The sequence below is a fragment of the Kordia algicida OT-1 genome, from assembly GCF_000154725.1.
GTDB lineage: Bacteria > Bacteroidota > Bacteroidia > Flavobacteriales > Flavobacteriaceae > Kordia > Kordia algicida.
The window spans coordinates 4,938,254-4,963,029 of the sequence record NZ_DS544873.1 but is presented as its reverse complement, the minus strand read 5'-3'; the positions used below and the strand labels follow the sequence as shown (position 1 = coordinate 4,963,029).

General features: G+C 34.2%; 25 protein-coding genes and 1 pseudogene. 17 read left to right on the top strand and 9 right to left on the bottom strand.

Going from position 1 to position 24,776, the window contains the following annotated elements; translation table 11 throughout:
• The first annotated feature begins 14 nt into the window (after nt 1-14).
• From KAOT1_RS21400 to KAOT1_RS21340, 13 genes and pseudogenes are all read left to right on the top strand, one after another.
• Nucleotides 15-293, top strand: coding sequence for a GIY-YIG nuclease family protein (locus tag KAOT1_RS21400; RefSeq protein WP_007097012.1), 279 nt, complete (start codon nt 15-17; stop codon nt 291-293).
• A 180-nt stretch (nt 294-473) separates the two neighbouring features.
• Nucleotides 474-1,252 (top strand): annotated as a pseudogene (trpC, locus tag KAOT1_RS21395) (indole-3-glycerol phosphate synthase TrpC).
• A 124-nt stretch (nt 1,253-1,376) separates the two neighbouring features.
• Nucleotides 1,377-2,027 (top strand): phosphoribosylanthranilate isomerase, encoded by a 651-nt coding sequence (locus KAOT1_RS21390; RefSeq protein WP_007097009.1) that lies wholly within the window; start codon nt 1,377-1,379, stop codon nt 2,025-2,027.
• A 123-nt stretch (nt 2,028-2,150) separates the two neighbouring features.
• Nucleotides 2,151-3,338: a tryptophan synthase subunit beta gene (gene trpB / locus KAOT1_RS21385; protein WP_007097008.1), complete on the top strand. Its 1,188-nt coding sequence runs from the start codon at nt 2,151-2,153 to the stop codon at nt 3,336-3,338.
• 41 nt (nt 3,339-3,379) lie between these two features.
• The gene (locus tag KAOT1_RS21380) at nt 3,380-3,664 is read left to right on the top strand and encodes a GIY-YIG nuclease family protein (RefSeq protein WP_007097007.1); all 285 of its coding nucleotides are present in this window, start codon (nt 3,380-3,382) and stop codon (nt 3,662-3,664) included.
• Between the two features lie 52 nt (nt 3,665-3,716).
• A complete protein-coding gene (gene trpA, locus KAOT1_RS21375; protein WP_007097006.1) occupies nt 3,717-4,487 on the top strand; it encodes a tryptophan synthase subunit alpha in 771 nt (256 codons plus the stop codon).
• 334 nt (nt 4,488-4,821) lie between these two features.
• The gene (locus tag KAOT1_RS21370) at nt 4,822-5,058 is read left to right on the top strand and encodes a hypothetical protein (RefSeq protein WP_007097005.1); all 237 of its coding nucleotides are present in this window, start codon (nt 4,822-4,824) and stop codon (nt 5,056-5,058) included.
• A 171-nt stretch (nt 5,059-5,229) separates the two neighbouring features.
• Nucleotides 5,230-7,020, top strand: a complete 1,791-nt coding sequence (locus KAOT1_RS21365) for a DUF885 domain-containing protein (RefSeq protein ID WP_007097004.1) — start codon at nt 5,230-5,232, stop codon at nt 7,018-7,020.
• Nucleotides 6,993-7,910: a 23S rRNA (adenine(1618)-N(6))-methyltransferase RlmF gene (rlmF, locus tag KAOT1_RS21360; protein ID WP_007097003.1), complete on the top strand. Its 918-nt coding sequence runs from the start codon at nt 6,993-6,995 to the stop codon at nt 7,908-7,910. Before KAOT1_RS21365 ends, rlmF begins: the two co-directional genes overlap by 28 nt.
• A 12-nt stretch (nt 7,911-7,922) precedes the next feature.
• Nucleotides 7,923-8,594, top strand: a complete 672-nt coding sequence (locus tag KAOT1_RS21355) for a hypothetical protein (protein WP_007097002.1) — start codon at nt 7,923-7,925, stop codon at nt 8,592-8,594.
• 153 nt (nt 8,595-8,747) lie between these two features.
• Nucleotides 8,748-9,311 (top strand): metallophosphoesterase family protein, encoded by a 564-nt coding sequence (locus tag KAOT1_RS21350; protein WP_007097001.1) that lies wholly within the window; start codon nt 8,748-8,750, stop codon nt 9,309-9,311.
• Nucleotides 9,312-9,411: 100 nt separating this feature from the next.
• The gene (locus tag KAOT1_RS21345) at nt 9,412-9,909 is read left to right on the top strand and encodes a hypothetical protein (RefSeq protein WP_157560244.1); all 498 of its coding nucleotides are present in this window, start codon (nt 9,412-9,414) and stop codon (nt 9,907-9,909) included.
• Nucleotides 9,910-9,986: 77 nt separating this feature from the next.
• On the top strand, nt 9,987-10,403 hold the full coding sequence (locus tag KAOT1_RS21340; RefSeq protein ID WP_007096999.1) for a DUF805 domain-containing protein: 417 nt from the start codon (nt 9,987-9,989) through the stop codon (nt 10,401-10,403).
• A gap of 75 nt (nt 10,404-10,478) precedes the next feature.
• Here KAOT1_RS21340 and KAOT1_RS21335 read toward each other — a convergent pair whose 3' ends face one another.
• The 4 genes from KAOT1_RS21335 to KAOT1_RS21320 all read right to left on the bottom strand — a co-directional run bounded on the left by KAOT1_RS21335 (nt 10,479) and on the right by KAOT1_RS21320 (nt 13,427).
• Nucleotides 10,479-11,156 (bottom strand): uracil-DNA glycosylase family protein, encoded by a 678-nt coding sequence (locus KAOT1_RS21335; RefSeq protein ID WP_007096998.1) that lies wholly within the window; start codon nt 11,154-11,156, stop codon nt 10,479-10,481.
• 87 nt (nt 11,157-11,243) lie between these two features.
• Nucleotides 11,244-11,879 carry a hypothetical protein gene (locus KAOT1_RS21330; protein ID WP_157560242.1) on the bottom strand — a complete coding sequence of 212 codons (636 nt, stop codon included), beginning with the start codon at nt 11,877-11,879 and terminating at the stop codon, nt 11,244-11,246.
• Nucleotides 11,880-11,982: 103 nt separating this feature from the next.
• Nucleotides 11,983-12,741: a peroxide stress protein YaaA gene (yaaA, locus tag KAOT1_RS21325; protein WP_007096996.1), complete on the bottom strand. Its 759-nt coding sequence runs from the start codon at nt 12,739-12,741 to the stop codon at nt 11,983-11,985.
• Nucleotides 12,742-12,770: 29 nt separating this feature from the next.
• Nucleotides 12,771-13,427: a VOC family protein gene (locus tag KAOT1_RS21320; protein WP_007096995.1), complete on the bottom strand. Its 657-nt coding sequence runs from the start codon at nt 13,425-13,427 to the stop codon at nt 12,771-12,773.
• Nucleotides 13,428-13,732: 305 nt separating this feature from the next.
• On the opposite strand from KAOT1_RS21320, the gene KAOT1_RS21315 reads away from it, so the two are divergent.
• Together KAOT1_RS21315 and KAOT1_RS21310 are read left to right on the top strand one after the other, a co-directional pair.
• Nucleotides 13,733-14,287, top strand: a complete 555-nt coding sequence (locus tag KAOT1_RS21315) for a hypothetical protein (protein WP_007096994.1) — start codon at nt 13,733-13,735, stop codon at nt 14,285-14,287.
• Between the two features lie 81 nt (nt 14,288-14,368).
• Nucleotides 14,369-14,812 (top strand): hypothetical protein, encoded by a 444-nt coding sequence (locus KAOT1_RS21310; protein ID WP_007096993.1) that lies wholly within the window; start codon nt 14,369-14,371, stop codon nt 14,810-14,812.
• 118 nt (nt 14,813-14,930) lie between these two features.
• Here KAOT1_RS21310 and KAOT1_RS21305 read toward each other — a convergent pair whose 3' ends face one another.
• Both KAOT1_RS21305 and KAOT1_RS21300 read right to left on the bottom strand, forming a co-directional pair.
• Entirely contained in the window at nt 14,931-15,971 is a 1,041-nt protein-coding gene (locus tag KAOT1_RS21305) for an RluA family pseudouridine synthase (RefSeq protein WP_007096992.1), read from the bottom strand.
• Nucleotides 15,958-16,554 (bottom strand): PASTA domain-containing protein, encoded by a 597-nt coding sequence (locus KAOT1_RS21300; RefSeq protein WP_007096991.1) that lies wholly within the window; start codon nt 16,552-16,554, stop codon nt 15,958-15,960. Before KAOT1_RS21300 ends, KAOT1_RS21305 begins: the two co-directional genes overlap by 14 nt.
• 283 nt (nt 16,555-16,837) lie before the next feature.
• Here KAOT1_RS21300 and KAOT1_RS21295 point away from each other — a divergent pair, with 283 nt between their 5' ends.
• Both KAOT1_RS21295 and coaD read left to right on the top strand, forming a co-directional pair.
• A complete protein-coding gene (locus tag KAOT1_RS21295; RefSeq protein WP_040559768.1) occupies nt 16,838-17,818 on the top strand; it encodes a D-alanine--D-alanine ligase in 981 nt (326 codons plus the stop codon).
• Nucleotides 17,819-17,854: 36 nt separating this feature from the next.
• Nucleotides 17,855-18,307 carry a pantetheine-phosphate adenylyltransferase gene (gene coaD, locus KAOT1_RS21290; RefSeq protein ID WP_007096989.1) on the top strand — a complete coding sequence of 151 codons (453 nt, stop codon included), beginning with the start codon at nt 17,855-17,857 and terminating at the stop codon, nt 18,305-18,307.
• 290 nt (nt 18,308-18,597) lie between these two features.
• Here the strand turns inward: coaD and KAOT1_RS22215 are convergent, their stop codons facing one another.
• The 3 genes from KAOT1_RS22215 to KAOT1_RS21275 all read right to left on the bottom strand — a co-directional run bounded on the left by KAOT1_RS22215 (nt 18,598) and on the right by KAOT1_RS21275 (nt 24,681).
• The gene (locus KAOT1_RS22215; protein WP_007096988.1) at nt 18,598-20,781 is read right to left on the bottom strand and encodes an ATP-binding protein; all 2,184 of its coding nucleotides are present in this window, start codon (nt 20,779-20,781) and stop codon (nt 18,598-18,600) included.
• Complete coding sequence (locus KAOT1_RS21280) at nt 20,771-22,987, bottom strand: response regulator (protein WP_007096987.1); 2,217 nt, start codon at nt 22,985-22,987, stop codon at nt 20,771-20,773. The genes KAOT1_RS22215 and KAOT1_RS21280 overlap by 11 nt, the downstream gene beginning before the upstream one ends.
• 83 nt (nt 22,988-23,070) lie before the next feature.
• Complete coding sequence (locus KAOT1_RS21275) at nt 23,071-24,681, bottom strand: SulP family inorganic anion transporter (RefSeq protein WP_007096986.1); 1,611 nt, start codon at nt 24,679-24,681, stop codon at nt 23,071-23,073.
• Nucleotides 24,682-24,776 lie beyond the last annotated feature (95 nt).

The following is a 24,776-nucleotide window of genomic DNA, read 5'->3' as shown; positions in this document are numbered from 1 at the left end:
CAGCATCACACAAGATGAGAAAAAGTTACATATATATCATTACAAACAAATACAGAACAACATTCTATATAGGCATTACGGCAAATTTAAAGACAAGATCTATCGCACATGCTAATAGCAAAGGTTCTGTATTTACTAAGAAATACAATTTAACTGATTTGGTATATTTTGAAGAATTTTTAGATATAAATCAAGCAATTGCAAGAGAAAAGCAATTAAAAAATTGGAAAAGAGATTGGAAGATTGAGCTAATTAAGAAATTAAATCCAACACTAGAAACTTTAGAAATATAAAAATAAACGTGATGAGAGCCTGAATCAAGTTCAGGCTGACGAAAGAAACAACAAAGCACGTCATGCTGAACTTGATTCAGTATCACATAAAGATTAGAAACAATCAAAAAATTACCGCTTTCGCGGATACAAAACGTAGAGAGTTTCCCGATTAATCGGGAATCAAAATTGAAAATTTTTATGACAATTTTAGATAAAATTATAGCAGACAAACACAAAGAAGTTTCACTAAAAAAAAGCATTGTATCGGTGTCGCATTTGGAGCGTTCGGCATTGTTCGGTCGTGAGACTTCTTCTTTGTCTAGTGCATTACGAAAAAGTAACACAGGAATCATTGCCGAATTTAAGCGCCGCTCGCCTTCCAAAAGTGTTATCAATCAAACTGCTAGCGTCAAGATGTGGCAAAAGGTTATGAAAATGCTGGTGTGTGTGGAATGTCCGTTTTAACCGATGGAAAATATTTTGGAGGTTCATTAGACGATGTATTGTTAGCAAGAGCAAGCGCGCAATTGCCAATTTTGAGAAAAGAATTTATCGTAGATGAATACCAAATCATTGAAGCAAAATCGTATGGCGCAGATGTTATTTTACTCATTGCAGCAGTGTTGACACGTAATGAAATCAAAATATTCTCAGAAACGGCAAAAAGTTTAGGTTTAGATGTTTTATTGGAAGTTCACAATTTAGAAGAATTGCAAAAATCAATCATGCCTTCGTTAGACATGTTAGGCGTAAACAACAGAAACTTAAAAACTTTTGGAGTTAGCACAGATATTAGCAAAGAACTATCAACGCATATTCCAGATGATTTTGTAAAAGTTTCTGAAAGTGGTATCAGTTCGGTAGAAGCGATCAAAGATTTAAAACCATTCGGATATCAAGGATTTTTAATTGGCGAAAACTTTATGAAAACGGAGAATCCTGGCGGAAGTGCTTTGGAGTTTATAAAGGAGTTGTGAGTTGTGAGTTGTGAGTTGTGAGTTGTGAGTTGTGAGTTGTGAGTTGTGAGTTGTGAGTAAGAAAAAACGAATTCACAAATCCACAAAAAACAAATAAACAAAATCGAAAAAAATTAATCATTCAATGAAAGAAATAAAACTCAAAATATGCGGAATGAAATATGAAGATAACATGAAAGCTGTAAGCGAATTAGAGCCAGATTATTTGGGGTTTATATTTTACAGAAAATCATCACGCTTTTTTGATACGGTCATTCCAGAAATTCCGAAAGAAATTAATAAAACTGGCGTTTTTGTGAATGCTTCGGTTGAAGAAATTATCAAAAAAGTAACCTTATACGATTTGCAAGCGGTACAATTACACGGAAACGAAAGTCCTGAATTTTGTGAGGAATTGAAGAAACGCATTTTGACTCCGCTCAATGCTCAGGTTGAAATCATAAAAGTGTTTTCCATAAAAGACGAATTCAACTTTGACACTTTGAAACCGTATGAAGCTGTTGTAGACTACTTTTTGTTTGATACCAAAGGAAAATTGCCTGGCGGAAATGGCGTTACGTTTGATTGGAAAGTGCTGGAAAACTATCCATCGAAAAAACCATTCTTCCTCAGTGGTGGAATTGGTTTGGAAACCATCACAAAATTAACTGATTTTATGAAAAGTAAAGCTTCCAAGTATTGTTATGCGTTGGATGTAAATAGTAAATTTGAAATCGTTCCAGGATTAAAGAATATTGAAGCATTAAAAACATTTAAAGAAACTATTACTACATAATAAATAAAATTATTTGAGTCTGAATCAAGAAGTTTAGACTGACAAAAGAAACAACAAAGCAAGTCATGCTAAACCTTGTACTGAACTTGATTCAGCATCACACAAAAAATAAAATTGGAAGCTATGAAAAAGACTTATCACGTAAACGAAAAAGGATACTACGGAACTTTTGGCGGTGCGTACATTCCTGAAATGTTATATCCAAATGTAGAAGAATTACGTCAACAATATTTGGATATTATGTATGAAGAATCTTTTCAAAAAGAATTCAAACAATTACTCAAAGACTATGTTGGTCGTCCTTCTCCGCTATTTTATGCCGAACGCTTGTCTGCCAAATACAATACAAAAATTTACTTAAAACGCGAAGATTTAAATCACACGGGCGCGCACAAAGTAAACAATACCATCGGGCAAATTTTGATGGCAAAACGTTTGGGTAAAACCCGAATTATCGCTGAAACTGGCGCAGGACAACACGGCGTTGCAACTGCGACCGTTTGTGCGCTCATGGGAATGGAATGTATTGTATATATGGGCGAAATTGACATTTCACGACAAGCTCCAAATGTAGCACGTATGAAAATGCTCGGTGCTGAGGTACGTGCGGCAAAATCTGGAAGCAGAACGTTGAAAGATGCCACAAACGAAGCCATTCGCGATTGGATTAGCAATCCTGTAAACACACATTATATCATTGGTTCAGTTGTTGGTCCACATCCATATCCAGACATGGTGGCGCGTTTTCAAGCGGTAATTTCTGAGGAAATAGAATGGCAATTACAAGAAAAAGAAGGTCGCTCTTATCCCGATCATGTCATTGCATGTGTTGGTGGAGGAAGCAATGCGGCAGGTGCTTTTTATCAATATTTAGACGACGAACGTGTCAATTTGATTGCTGTAGAAGCCGCAGGAAAAGGAATTCATTCTGGTGAAAGTGCTGCTACTTCGGTTTTGGGCGAAGATGGAATTATCCACGGAAGTAGAACCTTATTGATGCAAACCAAAGATGGACAAATTACAGAACCGTATTCAATTTCGGCAGGTTTGGATTATCCAGGAGTTGGACCGATGCACGCACATTTGTACGATAGCAAACGAGCAGAATTTATCTCCATCACAGACGATGAAGCGATGACAGCTGGTTTGGAATTATCACAATTAGAAGGAATTATTCCTGCGATTGAAACCTCACATGCATTGGCAATTTTTGACACGAGAAAATTCAAGGAAGATGAAATTATTGTACTGAATTTATCAGGTCGCGGCGACAAGGATTTGAATACGTATATTGATTATTTCAAGTTGTAATTATTTTTCATTCCTGCGAAGGCAGGAATCACTATGAAACGATGGACATACATTACGTTTATATTCTAACAAATAAAAGCCACTCTGTTTTGTATGTTGGTAGAACAAACCAATTAAAAAGAAGATTAAATCAACATAAAAACAACAAAGCAGATTCGTTTACAGGAAAATATAATGTATACAAACTTGTTTATTTTGAGAAAACTAAATATGTAAATAATGCCATCATAAGAGAAAAGCAAATAAAGAAATGGAAGCGTCAATGGAAAATCAATCTGATTAATGGTTTAAACCCTGATTGGAAAGATCTCTCTGAGTATGTATAAATAGAGACTATATAGATTCCTGCCTTCGCAGGAATGCAAAAAAACAAATTGAATGAACAGAATAAACCAAAAATTACAAGAAGATAAGAAGTTATTATCTATATACTTTACCGCAGGTTATCCAAGCTTGAATGATACTGTTGGTGTGATTGAAGATTTGGAAAAAAGTGGTGTTGATATGATTGAAATTGGATTGCCGTTTAGCGATCCTTTGGCAGATGGACCAACGATTCAAGCAAGTTCTACGCAAGCATTAGAAAACGGAATGACCAGCGAGATTTTGTTTGAACAGTTGAAAGATATTCGCAAAACCGTTTCCATTCCGCTAATAATTATGGGCTATTTAAATCCGATGATGCAATACGGAATTGAAGCTTTCTGCTTAAAATGCAAAGAAGTTGGCGTAGATGGTTTAATTATTCCAGATATGCCTGTCGATGTATATCACAATGATTATCAGGCGATTTTTGAAAAATACGGATTGATTAATGTCTTTTTAATTACGCCACAAACTTCTGAAGATCGCATCCGATTTATCGATAGTATTTCTAACGGATTTATCTATATGGTCAGCTCTGCGGGAACAACTGGCGCAAAAAATAGTTTTGGAAACACACAAGAAACCTATTTTGATCGTATTGGAAATATGAATTTGAAAAATCCGCAAATTGTCGGTTTCGGAATTTCCAATCATGAAACATTTACACAAGCGACACACAAAGCAAAAGGCGCGATTATCGGAAGTGCGTTTATCAAACATTTGACAACTCACGGAACAAAAACAATTGATACGTTTGTAAATAGTGTTCTTGGAAAACAATAACTTCAATTTGCTAACGAAGCGTCAATTTAAGTAATTTTTAATAAAAAATGTATTTCGACTTCGCTCAACAGAACTATCGAGAACAACTTCGAAATCAACATATTTTTTAACACATTATTTCTCCATTATATTCAAAAAACACCAAAGCGAGTTCATTACTCGCTTTTTTTATGCGACAATTCCGTGAATTAACGTAACAATTCATGGAATTATCGTTTGTCTTTCTTGATTCCTGTTTCTTTTCTTACTTGCTTCGCTTTATAATCATTTGATAATCAAATAGATTTATTCACATTTCGAAATGTACAATTAGTAACTTTTTAATCATGTAATTATGAAAAAACAAAAATTAAACAAAGCATTGCACTTAAAGAAAACAGCTATTTCAGATTTAAACAACATGCGTGGTGGCGCAACCGGAACTGGAACTGGCGGGAATCCAATTGAAATCAAAACATTGCCAATTTTTGCTTGCAAATTAGAACCTGTAAGCAGATCGCCGCAAAACACATGTCAATTTTCATGTGCATACAACAATCAACCATCTTGCAATTGGACAGAATGCTGCTAGATTGCTATTAGTAGGTTATTCTTGAAAAGAAAACCTGAATGTTCAGGCATTCAGGTTTTTATAAGAGCTATTTTGCGACTTTTCAAAACAACAATTATTCCTCATCGCCAAGAACCTTCATCACAATCAAAAAAAGTAGTATTTTTAAGCATATTTAATGAAAATCTTACGATGAAAAAATACAGCTATATTTTATTGGCACTGCTTTGCTTTGCTTGTGCAGATGAAAAAAAATCAGATACTTCTGAAACAACAAAAAACACCACAACTTTTTCCGCTTTTTTAGATGATTATTATGCCAAAGGACTCGAATTGAATCCGTTGTTGGCTACAGCCACCGGAGATCATCGATTTAACGATCAGTTTCCTAACTTTTTATCTGATGAACATCAAGAGAAATTAAAAGAACATTACCGATTTTTTAAAGATTCTTTACAAGGATTTGATAATGCAAATCTTTCGGAAAGTGAGCAACTCAGCAAAGCTATTTTAAATTGGGATTGCGACATGAATTTAAGACAGTTGAGTTTTAAAAATGATCTTTTGATGCCAATTAATCAAATGTGGACATTGAATTTGAGTGTCGGGCAATTGGCAAGTGGCGCGGGCGCACAACCTTTTAAAACTGTTGAAGATTATCATAATTGGTTGAAGCGTTTGGAAGGTTACAACACTTGGTTGGTAACTGCCAAAGAACGTATGCAAGAAGGTATCGAAAATGAATTTGTATTGCCAAAATCGTTGATTAAAAAGGTGATTCCGCAGTTTGAAGTTTTAGCGAATACCGAAGTTGAAAAGCATCTATTTTATTCGCCAATTAAAAACTTCCCAAAAGATTTTTCTGACGAAAGTCAACAAGAATTGAAAAATAAATACACAAAATTTTTAACCGAAACACTCATTCCTACTTTTAAAGATATTCACCAATTTCTAAAGCAAGATTACCTAAACGCAGGTAGAGAAAGTAGTGGAATTTCGGCAATTCCGTATGGAGAAGCGTATTACAATCATGCTATCAAAAATTATACAACAACCAACATGACTGCGGATGAAATCCACGAATTAGGCTTAAAAGAAGTTGTACGAATTTTAGCTGAAATGGAAAAAGTAAAAACGCAAGTTGGTTATAAAGGTGATTTAAAATCGTTTTTTAATTATGTGCGAACGAATAAAGAATTAATGCCGTATGACGAACCACAACAGATTATTGATAATTTTAATGCGATTCATGAAAAGATGAAACCTCAAATTGAAAAGTTGTTTGATTTGAAACCAAAAACTCCTTTTGAAGTGCGTCGTACAGAAGCTTTTAGAGAAGCATCCGCAAGCGCAGAATACAATCAAGGTTCGTTAGACGGAACACGTCCTGGAATTTTTTACACGCCAATTCCTGATGCGAAAACCTACAATGTATTTTCAGATGAAGCACTATTTTTACATGAAGCGATTCCTGGACATCATTACCAAATTTCATTAACACAAGAAAACGAAAAGTTACCTGCATTTCGTAAAACGCTTTGGTATAGCGCGTATGGCGAAGGTTGGGCGTTATACACAGAATCGCTAGGAAAAGAATTAGGTTTGTATACAGATCCGTATCAATATTTTGGAATGTTGGGTATGGAAATGCATCGCGCCATTCGTTTGGTGGTTGATACAGGTTTACACGCCAAAGGTTGGACACGCGAACAAGCAATTGCATATTCTCTGAGTAATGAAGCCGAAAGCGAAGCAAGTATCATTTCTGAGATTGAACGTTATATGGCAAATCCTGGGCAAGCGTTGTCATATAAAATTGGACAGTTAAAGATTAGAGAACTACGTGCAAGGGCAAAAGAACAACTTGGCGAAAAGTTTGATATTAAAGAATTCCACAATCAGGTATTGCGTACAGGTTGTATTCCGTTGCAATTGTTGGAAGATAAAATTGATGCATGGATTCAGGAAAAAAGCGCAAAGTAATTAAATCGAAATTACATCCACTCAACAAACATCAAGGGCGTTACGATTTTTCGTTGCTTACAAAAACGTGTCCAGCATTGAAACCATTTGTTTTGTTGAATAAATTTGGAGACGAATCTATTGATTTTTTTGATCCAAAAGCGGTTAAAATGCTCAATAAAGCTTTGTTGAAGCATTATTACGCGATTGATTTTTGGGAGATTCCAGCAAATTATTTATGTCCGCCAATTCCTGGCAGAGCTGATTATATTCATTATTTGGCAACGCTTTTGGCGGAAACGAATCAGGGAAAAATCCCGAAAGGAGAAAAAATTACCTGTTTAGATATTGGTACAGGCGCAAATTGCATTTATCCCATCATTGGAACGCAGGAATATGGTTGGTCGTTTGTCGCTTCAGACATTGATGAAGTTTCTATTGAAAACGCGCGGAATATTGTTGCAAATAACGAAAACTTACAAGGTTGCATTGCGTTTCGTCAACAGGAAAATCCGAATCAAATTTTTAAAGGAATTATTCAGTCGAAAGACAAATTTACCGTGACACTTTGCAATCCGCCTTTTCACAAATCAGCAAAAGAAGCACAAGCAGGAACTTTGCGGAAGTTGCAAAATTTAAAAGGAAAGAAACCTGTAAAAACTGAATTGAATTTTGGCGGTCAACATAATGAATTGTGGTGCAAAGGCGGCGAAAAGAAGTTTATTAAAACCATGATTCAAGAAAGCAAACAGTTTTCAAAACAATGCCAATGGTTTACGACATTGGTTTCTAAAGAAGCCAATTTACCCGCTATTTATGATGCTTTAAAACGTGTAAATGCAACCACTGTAAAGACCATTCCGATGGGACAAGGAAATAAAGTGAGTCGTATGGTGGCTTGGAGTTTTTAAAAACAGATAACTATGAAAAAAATCACTATTCTATTATCAATTATAAGTTGCGTTTTTATTTTTTCTTGTGAGAAGAAAAGCGAAATACAGACGACTCCTGAGCTGCAACAAATTTTTAACGATACAGAAATTGGAGATATTGGCAAGATTATATCTTTTTATGAAGAACACCTTAAAAAACAAACAAATAGCAATCAAATAGATTCGGCGTTTCACAAATTTGCCAAAGAAAATGTCAATGCGATGTCTTATGATGTTAGCGGATTTGATGACGAAAGTATACAACGATTATACAAAAATATCGATCAGGAAACTTATGACGAAATTTGGGAAGAAAGTAAAGGATTTAATTACGAAATAAACGATTCTATAACCATTCAGAATATTGCATATGAAAAGAAATTTATGAATTATTTGAAGCTCGTTGGCGAAAAAGAACCTAAAATTCAATATGTTCATAATCAAATAAAAACGTTAGGAATGGTGCAAGGTATTTTAATTAGAACACTGTATCAAGATTTTGATGATGAAGGAAGAAATGGCAAATTTTCAACAAAAATTGGAGATTATAACAATCGTTTCATTGCTGCCGTTTTTACGATTACGATTGCAGATAATATCATCAGACAACGAATGATTAGGAAACAACAATTAAAGATAGAACAATCCGAAAGTGGAAATTAACATTGTATTGTTTTCACTACATTTGCCACTTAAAATGAAAAACGATGAACACTTGTAAAAACAAAACGATGTAATTTGGTGCGTCCAAAGTTGGAATTTCGATTTCAATGACCATAGAAGTTTAAAAATAATATTGAATTAAAAATTTGAAAAATGAGTAACATATTTTTTACTTCAGACCATCACTTTGGACATAAAAACATCCTTAAATTTTCGGAACGTCCGTTTGCAGATGTCAACGAAATGGACGAAATGTTGATTAAGAAATGGAATGAAAAAGTAACACCAGAAGACGAAGTATATCACCTTGGTGATGTTGGGCTTTCTTCCTCTGGAAAATTGAGAAAGATTTTAGATCGCTTGAACGGGAAAATCTATCTGATTAATGGAAATCACGAAAAATCGGCGCAAGCCTGTCATACACGATTTGAATGGATAAAAGATTATTACGAATTGGTTGTAAAAGACGACGAGTTTGAACGTGGCGAACAAATGATTGTGCTGTTTCATTATGCATTGCGCGAATGGAACGCTTCTCATTGGGGAACGTATCATTTATACGGGCATTCACACGGAACCTTGCCAGACGATCCTACTTCCTTATCGTTTGATATTGGTGTAGATTGTCACAATTTCTATCCGTTATCATATGAAGAAGTGAAAGTCATTATGAAAACAAAAAACTGGAAACCGCCTTTTGAAAAGGAGAACAGATAATCATATTTGCTAATGAGCTTTGATGTAAAAATCGAAGCTCATTTTTTTTAGTACTACTTTGGTTTATTTTATTATATTTGAGACACATTAAAACTGTATTATGATAAAAAAACTACTTCCTTTGGCATGCATGCTATGCCTTTTTATGACTGCACACGCACAAGAATTTAAAGTTCCTAATTATTCCTTTGAAAAAGCAGCAGATTATGAAACCTACGAAAAAGACGTAGTAGCTGCTACAAAATGGTTGGTGGAAACTCCGATCAATTCACAGAAGACAAAGCGCATTCAAGTACAACAATTTTTAATGAAATGGTTGGAAGGCACACCAAAAATCACGCTTAATATTTCTACTGAGATTGTAACATTTATTGAATCGCCTGAATCATTTATCATCTACATGGGCGGTTGGGCTTCTTATTGTATTGAAAACAACGATTATAAGAATGATCTGCAAGGAAATATTCGTGGTATTGAGAACGTCATTACGTTTTATGATGCCAATAGAAAAGAAATGGGAAAAATAAAAGCCATTGAACGCTACAAGAAACTTCAGAAGAAAGGAAAACTTGAAAAGCATTTGAAATCGAAGCTATAATTTTTCATCTTTCAAAAAAGACTTACAAAAATTTATTTATATTTGAAACTAACTAACACTAATCAACATTAATAATTATGGAATGGTATTTAAAAGTAGTTCGCGATAACTACGCAAATTTTGAAGGTAGAGCAAGACGTCAGGAATACTGGATGTTTGTATTGTTTAATTTCTTAATCATCATTGGACTTTATGTAATAGTAGGAATTTTAGCAATTATGAGCGAATCGCTTATGGCATTAGGAGCTATTTTGGTAATAATATATGCTTTAGGTGTTTTAATTCCAAGTATTGCTGTAGTTGTAAGACGCTTACACGACACAGGAAATAGTGGTTGGATGTATTTGATATCATTCATTCCGTTAATTGGACCTATTTGGTTACTTGTATTAATGTGCACAGAAGGACAAGTTGGACCAAATCAATACGGACCAGATCCAAAAGCGGCATACACGGATGATTTAAATAACATCGGTCCAAAGTCAAATTACTAAGAAATAGAAAAATATATTATAAAAAAACTCCGAAAAGTATTAGTTACTTTCGGAGTTTTTTTGTGGATTCTTTTTTCAGAAAAACTTCCGATATTGCATTACTCGAAAGTCAAACGTAGTAAATTTTGGATTTTCGCTTTTTAGTTTTCGGTACAACGGAATGCTTCCAATAGCACGATTTGCCGCGCCAGAAGCAGAAGTCAACGAAACTGTTTTGATTGTTCTTTTTGCTTCTTTTTTTGCTTCTGAATCTAATTCAAATTGGTGAATTCTAGGAACTATATCTGAAATGACTTCTAGTTTAAGATTGTACGGTTTGATGTGTTTTCTAAAGAAATATTCAGGACCATTTTTAGAGTTTCCGCCTGTAAAGAGAATTGTATGAATGCTCGGATATTTTTGTAAATAACTAATCACATCACGCAATTGTATGTTTTGCATGCCTAAATCGGAAGCATCAATTTTTTCTCGCTCACAACTATCCACAATATCACAAACGCCAATTTTATGTTGTATTAAAAACTGCTTGCGTTCGTCAATTGCCTCTTGAGAATTGTCGTATCGTAAGTTTAAATTGTGAATTTTATCAATAAACAACCAAAGTGAATTGTAATAACTTCCATAGCAGAAATCGACATCTTTTTCGAGCAAATCACCTGTAGAAAATCGCGGTGGCGGCAATGTACCAACGATTAGTTTTTCAGTGTCAGACTGAATAAAAGGTTCGTACGGATGTTTGTGAAAAAAAGACAATAATTTCGCTAGTTTTTAGAAATAATTATATTTCGCTTGAATACACAAGTACATTCTTCAAGTTCAACTTCAATTTCAATTTCAATTTCAACCATTCAACTCCTCACGAAACTTCCGCACATTTGCTACGACTTGACGATACGTTCTTCTATTTTGTGGTGTCATATGTTGTGATTCTGAGATGATTTCATCCAAAATTTCAATTGCTTTGCCCTTTTTATCATGTTTAGCATAAAACTCAGCCAAAACCAAACGTTCTGCATAATTGGAATATCGCTGATCGATGGCTTTTAAATTTTGTTCGGCTTCTTCTATCCTACCCAATTTATCTAGCGCCAAACCGTAAATGTACTGCGATTTCGAATTTTTAAACTCGTGATTATCCTTTATCTGATCTGCCAAACGAATCACTTCTTCATAGTTTTGAGATTGACTCATCGCACTAATCAACTGTGTAATGACGTAAAAATCTTTTTTGAAATTTCCTTTTAAAGCTGCTTCGTAATGCAAACTTGCATTTTCATAATCGCCATTTTCAAAGTGTGCATCTGCAAGCGCTACTCGGTTTTGAAATGTGTCTGAAAACGCCAATCGTTTTTCGGCTTCTTTTACCTTTCGTGATGGAATTATTACCGTAGCAATTTCTTCTGTTACCTTCTCAATGTCTGCTTTATTTAACACTTGCGTGACAATGTACAAAATTGCTCCTATCAGCGGAAGCATAAAAATTAATAAGTACCAAAAATAATCCTTACGGTTTTTGTAAGCATGATACAAACAGAAGATTTGAAGAATAAGAACAGGTGTGTAATAACGAAACATATATTTATCGAGTAAAAACTAATTCTTTTTCAGTAGACATTTCTTCACTAAAACCGTAACCTTCGTAGTTGAATCCTTTTAAATCATCTAGTGTTTTCGCATCAGTTTCAATAATATAACGCGTCATATAACCACGTGCCAATTTTGCGTACGTCATAATGGTTTTGTACTCACCATTCTTTAAATCTTTAAAAACTGGCGTAATTACAGGAACTTTTAATGCTTTAGCATCAACTGCTTTGTAATATTCATTACTTGCTAAATTGACAAACAATTCGTCAGCTTCCAATTCGTCATTCAATTGTTTTGTGACTTTCTTTTTCCAGAATTCGTATAAGTTTTTATTTTTCCCAACGGGAAGTTTTGTGCCCATTTCCAAGCGATACGGTTGTATTAAATCTAACGGTTTTAGCAATCCGTATTGTCCTGAAAGAATTCGTAAAGTACTTTGTAAGGTATCTATTTTATCTTCGGGAAGTGTAAAAGCATCTAATCCTTGAAAAACTTGTCCGCTAAACGTATAAATACTTGGACGCGCATTTTCTGTAGTAAATGGCAAACTCCATTCTTGATTTCGCTGATAATTTAAATCTGCCAAAGAGTCTGAAATTTTCATCAATTTTGACAATTGTTTTCTAGACTTCTTTTTTAAAACTTTGTTCAATCGTTCGGCTTCTTTTAAAAAACAGGCTTCTGTATATTTTTCTGTTGGAATGTTGCTATCTAAATCTAATGACTTTGCGGGTGATATAACAATTTTCATGTATCCTCTTTCTTTTTTGAATGTTAAATTTACTCTTTTTCTGTGACTATTTTACCATTTAAAAATCTAAAATTATAGTCGCCTTTGATATGAAAATCAGCCACATGCGCTTCTTCTTGCGTTGGAAACCATTTTTTCTTTGTGTGATTTACCAAAATAAATAAACCTTCTACATTTCCCAATGCACAAAATCGTTTAAAATTTCCGTCATATATTTCAATTGGTAGTATTGCATTTAGCTGATGGTATATTGCTTCGTTATCATCTGAAACAATTCCGATTTCACTAATACTCAATAAATCTGTCGCAGAAAACGGATGTGTGTTTACGATGTCTAAATCTTTCCGCGCGATAAATTCGACAATATTTCCATCTTTATCATAAAAATATACTGCTGCTGCATTCCAATTAGAAAAATCTGCAATCTGTTCGCCTTCACATAATAAAATATCCGTTCGCTGTTGCATCCAAGATAACGCTTGTTGAATTTTATAGGATGAAATATTAATGGCAAAATGTGCAGGATTCGCCTGTTCAGATGTTACAAACGTTAAAGAAGAAACTCCAATTTTTACAGTGAATTTTTCTGCTGTAGAAGCGATCAATGGCAACTCTAACACATTTGTGTAGAAGTCTCGCTGTTCTGATAAATTCGTGGTAAAAAGAGTGAGTTCGCTAATTTTCATAAGATAAAAATACCATTTTATGCAAAGAAAAAACAGGAATCAAAAAAGTTATCTTTTATATGGAAATAAAGATTGTTTATGATGTTTCATCTTGACTACGCTCGATGTGACATGCTTACACAACTTTTTAAATCAAAACGTAAACTGTTAAACTTATAAACTCTTAAACTTTGGTTATTTGTTATTATGTTTTTTGAAATTATATTTAGAACTATACTAATGCCTAATACCTGTCATATCGAGCGTAGTCGAGATACAATACCCAATATGTAACAAAATCATATATTTACAAACAGATATAGTATATGAAAATCAAATCGAACGCAGCTCCACAGGAAGTAAATTCTCCTTTTTTTGGTATTAATGAAAAGTTTTGTCACGATTTTGAACGCTTTATTGCAAGTAAAAACGGAATGGTAAAAGGAAGTTATAACGCGTGGAGTTTTGTTGTTTTGGGTAAGATTGAAAGTGCAAGAAACTGGAATTTGAAGTACAAAAAAGCGATTTATTCTAGCACAGGAAGTTTGATTTCAATTCTTTATAAAGAAGAAGTTTATCTCACATTAGCTGTTTGGACTTGCGAAAATATGAATACAGGCACTTCTTCCTTTTTTGTTCGTAAAAGAACGTTCTTAGATAATTTTAATCTGCGGTATTCTCGATTGAAACTGTATCATAATTATGTAGTAAAATCAGGCAGAAAGCAAACAAAATTATTTTCGCAACTCATTGCCATATTACAACCACTTTTTAGCAATGAAGAAATTTACAGCATTCGTTTGAAAAATAGTAAGTTAACGATTGAATTACGAAGCGATGAACATCATTTTGACATTTTTAATCAATTACTTACGCTATAGTCATTCAGACACAAAACTTATACACACAGTACTTTTCAACTTCACAAAAAACACTATCTTGCGGTGCTTAAAATAGTACCGATGAAATTATTTAAAACTGTTGACAAAGTATTGGCTCGTATGGGAAGTTCAAAAGCTACCGAACGTGCATACAATGAACCATTAACCGAAGATATTATTAAAAAAGTTCCTGGCGAACATCTCGCTATTTCAGAAAGTGGTGGAATTTGGGCTGCATTACAGGAATTGAACGGTTATGTGTTTATGGAATTGCTTGTTTTAGATACTGCAAAAATCAAAACGTTTAAAGGTTGTACGTTAACTTTTATGGGTGATACTGAATTGGTCCTAAAGTCAGACAATACCGAGATTAAATCTGAGTTTTCAGATATGTTCAATCGTTGGCTGACCGAAGTAAGTTTTGAAATTACAAAGAAAGACCTGAATTATATTAAGAAGAAAAAGTACACTCAAATGCGTCTCGATTTTCAAAAGAAATCGTTGTTGTTTGATGCTAAAAAGTGATTTCGACTCCGCTCAATCTACTTTTCTAGACTTTATTTTGTTTGAAACTTCTCAATACTAAAATCTCAATACTCAATACTAATAATACTTCAAAAAAGATAGCAGAGTGAAGTCAAAGCTACATTTCTGTGTGTTTCGCATAGTTTCTCCACTTCTCTATACATTCTGCAATATCCGACGGTACTTCTGAGTTAAAACTCATCTTCTCGCCTGTTCTTGGGTGAATGAATCCGAGTGTTTTTGCATGCAATGCTTGTCGTGGTAATATTTTGAAACAGTTCTCTACAAATTGTTTGTATTTGGTAAAGGTTGTTCCTTTTAAAATGCGTTCGCCACCATAGCGTTCGTCGTTAAATAAGGTGTGACCAATATGCTTCATGTGCACACGAATTTGGTGCGTACGACCTGTTTCAAGTTGACAAGAAACCAATGTTACATATCCCAAACGTTCTAAGACTTTGTAATGTGTTACAGCAGGTTTTCCTTTATCAGCATCCTCGCCAAAAAATACCGTGTTTTGCAATCTATTTTTAGGGTGACGACCAATGTTTCCTTCTACAGTTCCTTCATCTTCTTCCACATTTCCCCAAACCAATGCATAGTAAATACGCTCAGAAGTTTTGTCAAAAAATTGTTTTGCCAAGTGTGTCATGGCTTCTTCCGTTTTGGCAACGACCAACAATCCGCTCGTATCTTTGTCAATTCTGTGTACCAAGCCTGGGCGTTCGTTGGAGTTTTTCGGAAGGTTATCAAAATGATAAATTAACGCGTTAATCAAGGTTCCAGAGTAATTTCCGTGACCTGGATGCACTACCATTCCTGCGGGTTTGTTGACCACGAGTAAATCATCATCTTCGTATACAATATCAATCGGAATGTCTTCTCCAACTAATAAGTTTTCATACGGCGGATGCGCAAATAAAACTTTAATGACGTCATTTCCTTTTACTTTGTAGTTCGATTTTACAGGCTTTCCATTTACAAAAATATTTCCGTCTTTGGCAGCTTGCTGAATTTTGTTTCGTGTTGCGCCTTCAATAAAATTCATTAAATATTTATCAACACGCAAAGGTTGCTGTCCTTTTTCAGCAGTAAAGGAATAATGTTCGTATAATTCGTCTGCTTCGTCTTGTGGTTGTGGAAAATTATTCTCCTGCATCGTCATCGTTTTCATCAGTATTGCTAGCGCCTGGACGCTTTCCGTTTCCTAGAATCAATTCTATTTTTGAGGTTTTTGGAAGTCTGTCACCTGGATTGATTGTTTTACCTTTGTACTGCATTCCCAAGACCATATCTTTTCCAATATTGTCTTTATAAGTTACTTTTTCTACCTGAAATCCAACTGCGTTTAGAGTTGATTCTGCAGTTCTTCTGGTAATCTGAATGACATGGGGAATTGTGATTTCTCTGTATTTAGAAGGATTTATTTTAAGATATATTTTTCTGTTTTCTTTTACTTTTTCTCCTGCAACAGGATTTTGCTCAATGACAGAAAATGGTGGAAAATCTGGATTGTAATTGATAGTATCTTCTAGTTGATATGTTAAATCGTTTTCTTCTAATTTTGCTTTGGCTTCTTCAAAAGAAAGTTTGCCCAATTCTGGTACCGTTTTAAATTCGCCGTGATTGGTAGAAAATTTTAACCATTGTGTCATTACAAAGATCAATACAATTACAATTCCTAAGGCTAATCCTATGTGCTTTAAAAATTCTTTGGAAAATAGAAACTTGATAAATTTCATTTATAATACGTTTTTATGGGACAAATATACATACTATTATTGAAGTGATTTAAACTTTTCGGGTTTAAGCGAAAATTAGAAGTTTTAAGTGCTATTGAAGTCTTTTTTGAGTTTCATAGCAACGCCACGGAACAAAAAAAACCAAAAATAGGGCTGAAAACAGCATTTTTTTAGCAAATCAAAAAAGTTTAAATCACTTCATTACTAATATTCTACTTTGATTTGTCCTCAAATACATTTACTTTCGTTTTTATAACGTTTATTTGCCTTATTTCGTGTACTAATGAAGAAAAATGTAGCTATCATTATGGGCGGTTATTCCAGTGAATTCGCCATATCGCTAAAAACTGGAACTGTGGTGTACAACCATTTAAACCCTGAAAAATATAACACTTATAAAGTTCATATTTTTAGAGATAAATGGGTTTGTGTTACGACTGTTGGTAAAGAGTTTCCAATTGATAAAAACGATTTTTCTGTCACTATTGATGATATCAAAATTACGTTTGATTGTGTGTTTAATGCAATTCATGGTTCTCCAGGCGAAGATGGATTTATGCAAGGATATTTGGAACTTTTAGAAATTCCGCATACAAGTTGTGGCATGTATCAAGCGGCATTGACTTTTAATAAGCGTGATTTGCTAGCTACTTTAAAACCGTACGGAATTAAATGTGCCACTTCGTATTATTTGAATGCAGGCGATTCAATTGATGAAGCAGCAATTGTTGCTAAAGTTGGCTTGCCGTGTTTTGTAAAAGCGAATAAAGCAGGAAGTAGTTTTGGAGTTTCGAAAGTACATGAAATTTCAGATTTGAAAAACGCTATTGCTATTGCACTAAAAGAAGATGATGAAGTCATTATTGAATCTTTTTTGGATGGTGTTGAAGTTTCTGTCGGAGTAATTAATTACAAAGGAAATGTTACGGTGTTGCCAATAACAGAAATTGTTTCTGAGAATGATTTTTTTGATTATGAAGCAAAGTATTTAGGAAAATCACAAGAAATTACACCTGCGCGAATTTCTCCTGAGTTATCAGCAAAAGTTGCTAAAGTCGCCAAAAAAATCTATGAAATTTTAAAACTAGAAGGTTTCTCGCGAAGCGAATTTATTTTTAAAGATGACGAACCATATCTTTTGGAAGTAAATACCATTCCTGGAATGACCGAAGAAAGTATTTTACCACAACAAGCAAAAGAAGCAGGCATTTCCCTTGAAGCATTATTTGGCAACGCTGTTGAATTGGCTTTGACTAAAAAGTAGTACCTTGTTGCTGTTTTTCACTACAATTATAAAAAAATGAAACGAGCTATTTTCCCAGGATCTTTTGATCCGATTACGTTAGGACATTACGATATTATTCAACGTGGCATAAAGTTGTTTGATGAGGTAATTGTCGCTATCGGCGTAAATTCTGCTAAAAAATACATGTTCAGTCTTGAAGAACGCAAGAAGTTTATTGAAGATTCATTTAAGGACGAACCAAAAGTGACTGTGGTTACTTATGAAGGTTTAACAGTTGATTTTTGTGAGAAACATAATGTCGATTTTATTTTACGTGGACTTCGAAATCCTGCCGATTTTGAGTTTGAAAAAGCTATTGCACATACCAATCGTGATTTAGCTCCTGTAGAAACTATCTTTTTATTGACAGCTGCAAGTACTTCTTATATTTCGTCTTCTATTGTTCGTGAAGTAATTCGCCATAATGGAGATTATACGTTATTGGTTCCGGATTCGGTTAGGGTTTGATGGGAATTAGGAATTAGGAATTAGGAATTAGGAATTAGGAATTAGGAATTAGGAATTAGGAATTAGGAATTAGGAAAATTACAAACTTCTTTGTTTTAAAGTACATCTCGATACAATTTTCTTCATTTTATTCCGAAAATAGATGAGACGCTTTGTGTAATGTACAGATTTGAAAATTAGATTCTGGTAATGATCTCTAAAATATATACCAAAGAGATACTAACAGCGAAGCGCTCTTAAAATCTAAAAGCGGTAGCTTGTCTAACAATCTAAAAGCGAAGCGAAAAAAACTACTTCATATATTTCTGAATCAACGCAAATAATTCTGCCGCTACAAAAGGCTTTATCAACATATCATTCATTCCTGAGTTGATAATTTTAGGCAAACTATCATCCAAAGAAACTGCCGTGAATGCTACAATTGGCACTTGTTTGTTAAATTTTCTAATGGCCTTTGTCGCTTCATAACCGTCCATTTCAGGCATGTGAATATCCATCAAAATTAAATCATACTGATTATTTTGAACACTTTCTATCGCCGCTGCACCACTTGCCACAATATCTGTAGTAATTTGTTTTGTAGAAAGGATTTTTTTGGTAAGCATTTGATTGATTTTATTGTCATCAACCACCAACATTTTTAAGTGACTAAAGTCAATGTCATCGATATGCACTTCGATATTTGGATCAACTCCTTCGCTCGTTTTTGGGAAACGAATATCAAAGGTAAATGTCGTTCCTACATTTTCTTTACTTTCCAAATGAATGTCACTATCATACGCTTTTAATAGCTTTTTTACAATTGACAATCCTAATCCTGAACCTTGATATTGTTCGTTGATTTCGTCATAGTTTTGCGAGAACATTTCAAATACTTTTTCCTGCTTTTCTTTCGGAATTCCGATTCCCGTATCCTGTACACAGAAATGCAAAAGCACCTCTTCTGCAGTTTCTTCCAGTTTTTCTACACTGATGCGAATGGTTCCTCCTTTGGTAAATTTGATCGCATTACTGATAAGGTTGATGAGTATTTGCGAAATTTTTAAACTGTCGCCCACTAACAATTCTGGAATTTCACGATCGTACGCAATGTTTAGTTCGTTTTCACGATCTTTTATCAACAAATCAAATGACTTTATAATATTGTCAATATTTGCTTTTAGGTTAAATGTCGATGCGCCAATGGTAATTGTGTTATCTTCTAACTTATTGGCTTGCAAAATATTATTTACTAGCGACAGTAAATGATCGCTCGAAAATTTTAATGATTTTAAGTATTGTTGTTGTGACGGTCTTGGATTTTCTTCTAATAGTAAATGTGTGATTCCGGTAACAGCATACAAAGGTGTTCGCAATTCATGACTCATCATGGAAAAGAAGTTTGATTTTGTTTTTGAAGTCATTTCTGCTTTCAGTTTTGCTTCTTCCAACTTGTTGTATTTGATGCGAAGTAATTTGTTACTTTTTGTCTTCTTGTAGATTGCTTTGATGATTAATGCTCCTAAGAAAATACAACCAATCAATAGTAACGCGATAATAGCTAAAACAACTTTAAACCTATTGACAATGATACTTTGCTGATTGTTTTTTTCTTCTAAAACATCAAGTTTCAATTGATCTTTACGCAATGAATAGTTTCCGAGCAATTCTTCTTCAATACTCTTATAATCATCGTCTAGCTTTTTCTTTAAATTCTTCTGATAGTTGAGTTGTGCTTCTCGCTGTTTTTCTATGTCTCCTTTCGATTTATAGATTTCCGCCAATTGCTTGTATGAAGATGCCAAGTCCTGCACATGATTATATTCATTATCAGTGTGTGTTTTTAGATATTTTTCCGCCAAAGCGTAATTCCCCAAATTAAAATACGTATCACCTTTGGTATATTCTAAAAAATTAATCCGAGCTTGAATCATTATTTCTGATGCTTTTATTTTTTTTACACGAAGCATCATTTCATCAAGAAATGGCAGTAATTCTTTGTAGCGTTCTTCTTTTTGTAAGAGTGAAATTTTTGCCCAATCGAGCACTAAAATATCTTCCAAATCACCCGAAGTATTTGCTATTTGATATCCTTCTTTTAGGTATTCTCGTGATTGTTCAGAGTCGTAATCATCTAGTGAAATACGTACTAAATCGTGATATGCTACTATTATTTCACGCGTGTTATGGAGTTTCTTCTGAATTTTTAAAGCCTTTAGGTAATATTTTGTAGCTTTCCCGCGATATTGCATTCTGCGATATGTGCTTCCTAAGATATGATAGGAAGATGCCAACGACGCTTCATCTTGATTATTTGTAGCGTGTTGTATGGCGAGATAACTGTACGAAAGTGCTTTTCCAAAATTGTATGCGCGCGTTAAACTAAACGCTTCTTTATTTAATGTTTGAATGCTGTCTTTTGAAACTTCTTGCGCACAGAGTTGCACACAAGTAAATACAAAAAAGACGATATGTATGAACCAACTATTCTTCATCTGATTGGCGTATTACATAATCAATTTTGTCGTATAGCATTTCTGGCTCAAACGGTTTGGTTATCACACCGCTAATTTTAGTATCAACCACTTTTGCATAAGCATCCGAAATTTCCATTGCGGTCAATAGAATAATTGGAATATTGTTATTGTTTTCTCTGATTTTTTGAATGGTTTCAATACCGTTTAATTTTGGCATAAACATGTCCATCAAAATCAAATCGAATGTTTGTTTGTCTATAATTTCTAGCGCAGAAAAACCACTGTGCACTACTTTTGTTTGTATGTTTTGACGTTCTAGAATTTTTTGCGTTAACAATCCGTTTACGGCATTATCATCCACAATTAAGATATTCAAATTGTCAAAATTGTAGGTTTTGTGTTCAAATTCTTCTTCATCGTTTGTTTCAGAGATTTCAACTTTACGCAATACCAATTCAAAATAAAATTCAGAACCTTTGTTAAGTACACTTCGCAAGTGCAATTTTGATTTTAGTACTTTGAGTAGATTGTTTACGGTTGTCAATCCCAAACCTAAATCGAGATAACCATTATCCTCACTGAGAATGATGCCTTTTTCAAGATTTTCAAAAATGATGTGTTTTTTCTGTTGTGGAATTCCCAAACCATTGTCTTTGATTGAAAATTTTAATGTGATTGTCTCCGAAGTTTCTGCCACTTGATTCACTTTCAACCGAATGTTTGACTCCATATTGTAACGCACTGCATTATCGAGTAAATTGAAAAGTATTTGCGAAATTTTTAGACTATCGCCCAACAAGTTTTTAGGAATGTGCTCATCAACCTTCACATCAATAACATTGCGGTTTTCTTTGACCAAAAAGTTTACAGAAGCCGTAACATTTTTGATGCTTTTTCGAATGTCTATTATTTCTTCAATGGTGTTCATTTTGCTGGCTTCAATCTTATTCATTTGAAGAATATTGTTGATGATTGCTAGCAAATGTTCCCCCGAAAATTTTAATGATTTAAGATAACCTTCTTGAAATTTTTCAGGTTTTTCAAGCAATAATAAGTTTGTCATTCCAATGATTGCATACAAAGGTGTTCGCAATTCGTGACTGATTAAAGAGAAGAAATTTGTTCTAATTTTAGAAACGTTTTCAATTTGTTTTTTAGCTTCAAACAATTGCTTGTTTTGTCCGCTTAATAATGCATTGGTGCGAACTCGTGCACGTTGATTTAAATAGAAAACTCCTGTTAACAATACCAAAATGACCAAAATTACAATTAAAATTGTCGTTAGATTTCGGTAATTGGTAATGTATAATTCTTTTACTTCTTGTTCTTTTTCAATATTTTCTAAACGATCTTCATATTCGTCAATTCCATATTTCATCACAATTTTAGAAAGTATCTGCTCTTTTTCCAGCACTTTAAATGCTTCGTAATGCTCAATATGCTTTTCTAAAGCTTCCAATTCAGCTTGTCGCTTGCCTTTTGCTGCATACAATTCCGCTAAGTCTTTGTAGGTAAGCGAAAGTAATTCTAAGTGATTGATATTTTTTTTGTCACATAAAGAAATAACACTTTTATAGCTTTTTTCTGCATCAATTGTCTTCTTCATAGCAAGTAATACTTTTCCATTGTAATAGTATGCTTTTTGAAGCATGTCGGAACTTCTAGGATAGTACGGATTGTCTATACAATATTCAATAACTTTCTGAAAACATTCTTGTGCTTTGCTATATTGCTTTGTTGCCAAACATAATTTTCCCATGTAAAATTTAGCATCAATGGAATTGATGTCTTCTTTAAATTTATCTGAGAGTTTGAGTGCTGATTTTAGGTGCTTTTCTGCTTTTTTGAACGAGCCATTTTTGTAAAAACTGTAACCTATCTCATTATACATTTGCAACAAACGCTTGTCATTACGTTGCTGTTTGAAATAAGAAATGGCTTTCTCGTAATTTTCAAGAGCGAGGTCTTCACGACGCATTTGAATGTAAATAACACTTAGTATATGATAGCTTTCCGCAATCAGGCTATCATTTTCCATAAGTCCAGCATACTTTAAAGCACGTTGTGTATTGCTTAGTGCTTTGTTATATTTTTCTTGAGAAGATAGTTTTTTGGCTTCGGTTTGTAATTGAATAATACTGTCTTTATCAACGGTACGACCTATTTGTCCATGTGATACAGATACAAAGACAAAAAATAATAAAAACACACGTATAAGATTCATGCTTGGTAGAAAGGCTATAATCTGTCGAAAAAGATACAAAAATTAGCGTAGCTTTCTACGATTTTAACGCTTCTTGTCTAAGATTATTTTTGCAAATCCATCATTACGTAATACCTAGGATCATCAATTGCATCTTCAATGACATTGGCGAGTTTTGGAGACGCTTTGACCATCAATGCTTTACAATCTTCACTCAAGTGCTTTACGCGCAATTGTTTTCCAGCGGCTTCGTATTTTTTGATGAGATTGAAAATAGCTTCTAATGCCGAATAATCTGACACACGCGATTCCATAAAATCAATCACCACCATATCAGGATCATTTTTCACATCAAATTTATTATTAAACGCTTGAATGCTTCCAAAGAATAATGGTCCAAAAATTTCATACACTTTTGTTCCATCTTCCAATACTTTTTTGCGTGCACGAATGCGCTTTGCATTCTCCCAAGAAAACACCAACGCCGAAATGATAACTCCTGCAATTACTGCAACCGCCAAATCTTTCCAAACGGTAATTAACGAAACAGCAATTAAAACAACAGCGTCACTCACAGGAATTTTATGTAAGATTCTAAAACTACTCCACGCAAATGTTCCAATCACTACCATAAACATCACACCAACTAAAGCGGCAATTGGTACTTGTTCTATTAATCCTGAAGCAAAAAGTATAAAACATAACAATGCTAAAGCGGCAACAACTCCAGACAATCTTCCGCGTCCACCACCTTTTATATTAATAATCGATTGTCCGATCATGGCACAACCGCCCATTCCACCAAAAAGTCCGTTTACAATATTTGCACCACCTTGCGCCAAACATTCGCGGTTTCCATTTCCACGAGTTTCGGTAAGTTCATCTACTAAATTTAAAGTCATCAACGACTCTATCAATCCAATTGCTGCTAAAATAAACGCATATGGCGCCATGATTAGCAGATTTTTTATGCTCCACAATTCGGCAGAAAATATGGCTGTTTGAAATGTTGGCAAACCTCCTTTTAGTCCAGAAGCTCTTCCTTCACTTCCTTCAACAATAAATGATTTTACCGTAGCAACATCTTCAAAATTCCCTAAAATTACAATCGCAGACACTACAATAATCGCAATTAATGCTTCTGGCAATTTCTTCGTTAATTTTGGCAATCCCCACATAATCAACATTGTCAATCCTACCAAACCAAGCATAATCCACAAAGGAGAACCTTCTAACCAAACTTTATTATCACCACTTCCAGATTTAAACAATTGTAGTTGCGACATAAAAATCACAATTGCCAAGCCGTTTACAAATCCCATCATTACAGGATGTGGAATCAATCGGACGAATTTTCCAAGTTTAAAAACACCTGCCAGCATTTGAATCACACCAACCATTAAAAGTGTTATAAATAAGAACATTAAACCTTGTTCTTCAATACCTGTTTCCAATCCTAATTCGTTTCCTTTGGCTACCAAAGCGACCATTACAACTGCCATGGCGCCTGTTGCTCCCGAAATCATTCCTGGTCGTCCTCCAAAAATTGCGGTAATCAATCCCATCATAAAAGCTCCATACAAACCTACCATTGGTGGAACACCTGCCACAAAGGCAAAGGCAACAGCTTCTGGCACCAATGCCAACGCTACCGTTAATCCACTTAAAATATCATTTTTGGCATTCGCCGCTCGCTTTCTAATAAACTCAGTCATAATTCTTTGCTCTTGTATTTCTTGAAAATAAGAAGCGGCAAAAATACAGCTATTATTTCTACTGACAAGTTTTTTCGATGTATTGACTGCAACTA